The sequence below is a fragment of the Agromyces sp. NPDC060279 genome (assembly GCF_042726785.1).
GTDB lineage: Bacteria > Actinomycetota > Actinomycetes > Actinomycetales > Microbacteriaceae > Agromyces.
The window spans coordinates 1538390-1542845 of record NZ_JBHXBK010000001.1 but is presented as its reverse complement, the minus strand read 5'-3'; the positions used below and the strand labels follow the sequence as shown (position 1 = coordinate 1542845).

The window sequence follows — 4456 nt, the reverse complement described above, 5'->3', positions numbered from 1 at the left end:
ATTCCTGGTTCCCTGAGCTTGTCGAAGGGTCCCGGCCCGCCGGCTCGCTCACGGGCGGGGCCGCACGCTCGACTGCGCGAGCCGGTCGCGCAGGCCCGGCAGCATGCGGCGGCTCACGGGCAGTTCGACGTCACCGACGACGACGGCCGGGTGGTCGGAGCCGAGCCGGATCCGCGAGACGTGCGCGAGCGCGACCAGGTACGAGCGGTGCACCCGCACGAAGCCGGCCTCCGCCCACTGCTTCTCCAGGTCGGAGATCGGCACGCGCACCAGGTGCGTGCCGCTCTCGGTGTGCAGCCGGGCGTAGTCGCCCTGCGCCTGCACGTAGCGCACCTCGTCGCGCCGGATCATCCGGGTCGTCCCGCCGAGCGGCACGGCGATCATCTCGCCGGCCGGCGAGGCATCCGGCGCCGGCGGCCGCAGCGCCTCGACGATGCGGCCCACCGAGCGCTGCAACCGCTCGGCGCGCACGGGCTTCAGCAGGTAGTCGACCGCGGCGAGGTCGAAGGCCTCGAGCGCGCCCTCCTCGTCGGCGGTGACGAAGACGAGCGCCGGCCGATGCTCGAAGCGCTGCAGCGCGCGGGCCAGGTCGAAGCCGGAGAGGCCGGGCATGTGGATGTCGAGGAACGCCGCGTCGACCGGCTCGCGGGTGAGCAGGCGCACCGCCTCGGCCCCCGAGGAGGCCTGGTGGATGACGCCGACGCGCGGATCCTGCCCGAGCAGGTACACCAGCTCGTCGATCGCGGGCTGCTCATCGTCGGCGACGAGGACGGAGATCACGGTTCGAGTCTCCCATCCCGCTCGGGTCGCGGCGTCGGTGCCGCGTCACCGCCGCCGCCGCCACCCCACCGACTTGCCCGACTTCCATGAAAGTCGGGCAAGTCGGTGGGGGTCGGGGCCGCTTTCGGCACCCGCATCCGCACGAGCGTGCCCGCGCCCACGGCCGTCTCGACGACGAGGCCGTGCTCGTCGCCGTACACCTGGCGGAGCCGGGCGTCGACGTTGCGCAGGCCGACGTGCGCGCCGCCCTGCCCGCCGGTCAGCACCTCGCGGATGAGCTCCGGGTCGAAGCCGACGCCGTCGTCCTCGACGCTGATCTCGGCGAACGCGCCCGAGTCCTCGGCGGTGATCGTGATGCGGCCGCCGCCCTCCTTCGCCTCGAGGCCGTGCCGCACCGCGTTCTCCACGAGCGGCTGGATGGACAGGAACGGCACCACCGCGCCGAGCACCTCCGGCGCGATCTGCAGCGTCACCCGCAGCCGCTCGCCGAAGCGCGCCCGCTCCAGGCGCAGGTAGCTGTCGATCGAGCCGAGCTCGTCGGCGACGGTCGTGAACTCGCCGTGCCGCCGGAACGAGTACCGCGTGAAGTCCGCGAACTCCAGCACGAGCTCGCGCGCCTGCGCCGGGTCGGTGTTGATGAACGAGGCGATCGCGTTCAGCGAGTTGTAGATGAAGTGCGGGCTGATCTGCGCCCGCAGCGCCCGCACCTCGGCCTCGGCGAGCGCCGTGCGGGAGGCATCCAGCTCGCCGAGCTCGACCTGCGCGGCGACCCAGTCGGCGACCTCCGCGGTCGCCCGAACCAGCCCGGCTCGCACGGGGGCGGCGAACGCGACGATCGCTCCAACCGGGCGGCGGCCGACGAGGATGGGCGCCGCGACGGCATCCGTCTCCCGCGCGCCGTGCTGCCCCCGCCCCGAGCGAGGAACCCGCCGCTGCACCTGCGGCCGGCCCGAGTCGTGCGCGGCGGCGGCGAGCTCCGCGGCCGTCTCGCGCAGGCCGTCATCGCCCTCGAGGGCGACGACGCCGCCCGGGTCGACGATCGCGAGGGTGTCGCAGCCGAGCAGGGCTTTCAGGTGCCGGCCGGCGCGTTTCGCGTCCTCGACGCCGACGCCGCCGCGGAGGTGCGCGGCCGCCCGGGAGGCGAGGTGCAGCGTCTGGTAGGTGGCGCGCTCCGCCTCGGTGCCGAGCTCCTTCGAGGAGACCACGAGGCGGCGCAGCAGCACGACGAGTCCGACGGCGAGCGCGCCGGCGACGACGCCGGCCGCCGCGGCCACCACCAGGGACTCGGGCATGCAGGCCAGCGTAGCGATCGTTCATCGCGAGCGGCCGCCGTTCGTCGCACGATCGGGACCGCTCGGCGACGACGAGCGGCGTCGGCCCCCGGCGGCCCGCGACCGGCGGCAGCATGGTCGCACCGCGGCCCGCAGCCTCTGGCATCGAGGGGCCGCACGGTGCGACGTCGCACCGACGACCTCGAAGGAGACGCCATGGGCAACGACGCCCTGAGCGCGGAGGAGACGAACCGTCCCATCGTCGACTACCGCGCGGTCCAGCAGTCGGAGCGGTTCCAGCGGTTGAGGAGGCGCCAGCGCGGGTTCGTGTTCCCCGTGCTGGCCGCCTGTCTCGTCTGGTACCTCGCCTACGTGCTGCTCGCCAGCTACGCGCACGACTTCATGTCCACGCCGGTGTTCGGCAGCGTGAACGTCGCGATGCTGCTCGGGCTCGCGCAGGTGGTCACCACCTTCGCGGTGACCACCTGGTACGTGAGCTTCGCCAACCGCCGGCTCGACCCCGTCGCGAGCGAGATCCGCGAGGAGATCGAGGCCGAGATCGCGGATGCCTCGAACACGGAGGTGTCGCGATGAGCGCCGCCGCCCTCGGCCTCCGCCATGCCGCGGAGCCGGCCGCGAGCGCGCCCGGCGAGCCGTGGCTCAACATCGCGATCTTCGGCGCCTTCGTCGCGATCACGATGATCATCGTGTTCCGCGCCAGCCGGAACAACAAGACCGCCGCCGACTACTACGCCGCCGGCCGCTCCTTCACGGGCGGCCAGAACGGCTCGGCGATCGCGGGCGACTACCTCTCGGCGGCCTCGTTCCTCGGCATCGTCGGCGCCATCGCGATGACCGGCTACGACGGCTTCCTCTACTCGATCGGCTTCCTCGTCGCCTGGCTCGTGGCGCTGCTGCTCGTGGCCGAGCTACTGCGCAACACCGGGCGCTTCACCATGGCCGACGTGCTGTCGTTCCGGCTGAAGCAGAAGCCCGTGCGGATCGCCGCCGCCATCACCACCCTCGTCGTGTGCTTCTTCTACCTGCTCGCGCAGATGGCGGGCGCGGGCGGCCTGGTGTCGCTCCTGCTCGGCATCAGCGACACGCTCGGCCAGTCGCTCGTGATCACCGTGGTCGGCGCGCTGATGATCCTGTACGTGCTCGTCGGCGGCATGAAGGGCACGACGTGGGTGCAGATCATCAAGGCGGTGCTGCTCATCGCGGGCGCCGGAGTGATGACGGTGTGGGTGCTCGCGATCAACGGCTTCGACTTCTCGGCCCTGCTCGACCAGGCCGTCGCCGTCGCCGAGAACCCCGCCATCCTCGACCCGGGCCTGAAGTACGGCGTCTCGGACCTCTCGAAGGTCGACTTCCTCTCGCTGGGCCTCGCGCTCGTGCTCGGCACCGCGGCCCTCCCGCACGTGCTGATGCGCTTCTACACGGTGCCGACGGCGAAGGAGGCCCGCAAGTCGGTCGTCTGGGCGATCTGGCTGATCGGCATCTTCTACGTGTTCACCCTCGTGCTCGGCTACGGGGCTGCGGCGCTCGTCGGGCCATCCGTCATCGCCGCAGCGCCCGGCGGACCGAACTCCGCCGCGCCGCTGCTCGCGTTCTCGCTCGGCGGCCCGCTGCTGCTCGGCCTCATCTCGGCGATCGCGTTCGCGACGATCCTCGCGGTCGTGGCGGGGCTCACGATCACGGCGGCGGCCTCCTTCGCGCACGACATCTACGCCTCGGTCGTGAAGAAGGGCAAGCCGGCGGCCGGCGCCGAGGTGAAGGTCGCCCGGCGCACGGTCGTGATCATCGGCATCGTGGCGATCATCGGCGGCATCGGGGCGAACGGGCAGAACGTCGCGTTCCTCGTGGCGCTCGCGTTCGCGGTGGCGGCCTCGGCGAACCTGCCGACGATCGTCTACTCGCTGTACTGGAAGCGCTTCTCGACGAAGGGCGCGCTGTGGAGCATGTACGGCGGCCTCGCCTCCGCCATCCTGCTCATCGCCTTCTCGCCGGTGGTGTCCGGTTCGGAGACCTCGATGCTGAAGACCGACGCGATCGACTTCGCGTTCTTCCCGCTGTCGAACCCGGGCATCGTCTCGATCCCGCTGGCGTTCTTCCTCGGCTGGCTCGGCACCGTGCTCGATCGCGTCACGGAGGATCCGGCGAAGCAGAGCGAGATGGAGGTGCGCTCGCTCACGGGCGTCGGCGCCGAGAAGGCGAGCGAGCACTGATCCGCCCGGCGGCGCGTGGGGGCGCGCCGCCGGGCACCCTTTCGGCGCGGCGGGAACGCCTGCCCGGGCCGCGTCGGAACCCTGACCGTGGGGGGGGAGGTTTTTGTGACGAAGGGGGGGGGGGGGGGGTTGGGGGGGGGGGGTGTTCTGCGGGTGGGAGGGGGGGGGGGGGTGGAC

General features: G+C 72.4%; 4 protein-coding genes. 2 read left to right on the top strand and 2 right to left on the bottom strand.

Annotation, left to right across the window (positions count from 1 at the left end):
• Window positions 1-48: 48 nt before the first annotated feature.
• Together ACFWE1_RS07275 and ACFWE1_RS07270 are read right to left on the bottom strand one after the other, a co-directional pair.
• Window positions 49-780 (bottom strand): LytR/AlgR family response regulator transcription factor, encoded by a 732-nt coding sequence (locus ACFWE1_RS07275; protein WP_376932796.1) that lies wholly within the window; start codon window positions 778-780, stop codon window positions 49-51.
• Window positions 777-2072 (bottom strand): sensor histidine kinase, encoded by a 1296-nt coding sequence (locus ACFWE1_RS07270; protein ID WP_376932795.1) that lies wholly within the window; start codon window positions 2070-2072, stop codon window positions 777-779. Before ACFWE1_RS07270 ends, ACFWE1_RS07275 begins: the two co-directional genes overlap by 4 nt.
• A 195-nt stretch (window positions 2073-2267) precedes the next feature.
• On the opposite strand from ACFWE1_RS07270, the gene ACFWE1_RS07265 reads away from it, so the two are divergent.
• Together ACFWE1_RS07265 and ACFWE1_RS07260 are read left to right on the top strand one after the other, a co-directional pair.
• Entirely contained in the window at window positions 2268-2645 is a 378-nt protein-coding gene (locus ACFWE1_RS07265) for a DUF485 domain-containing protein (RefSeq protein ID WP_376933079.1), read from the top strand.
• A complete protein-coding gene (locus tag ACFWE1_RS07260) occupies window positions 2642-4279 on the top strand; it encodes a cation acetate symporter (RefSeq protein ID WP_376932794.1) in 1638 nt (545 codons plus the stop codon). The genes ACFWE1_RS07265 and ACFWE1_RS07260 overlap by 4 nt, the downstream gene beginning before the upstream one ends.
• Window positions 4280-4456: the final 177 nt, after the last annotated feature.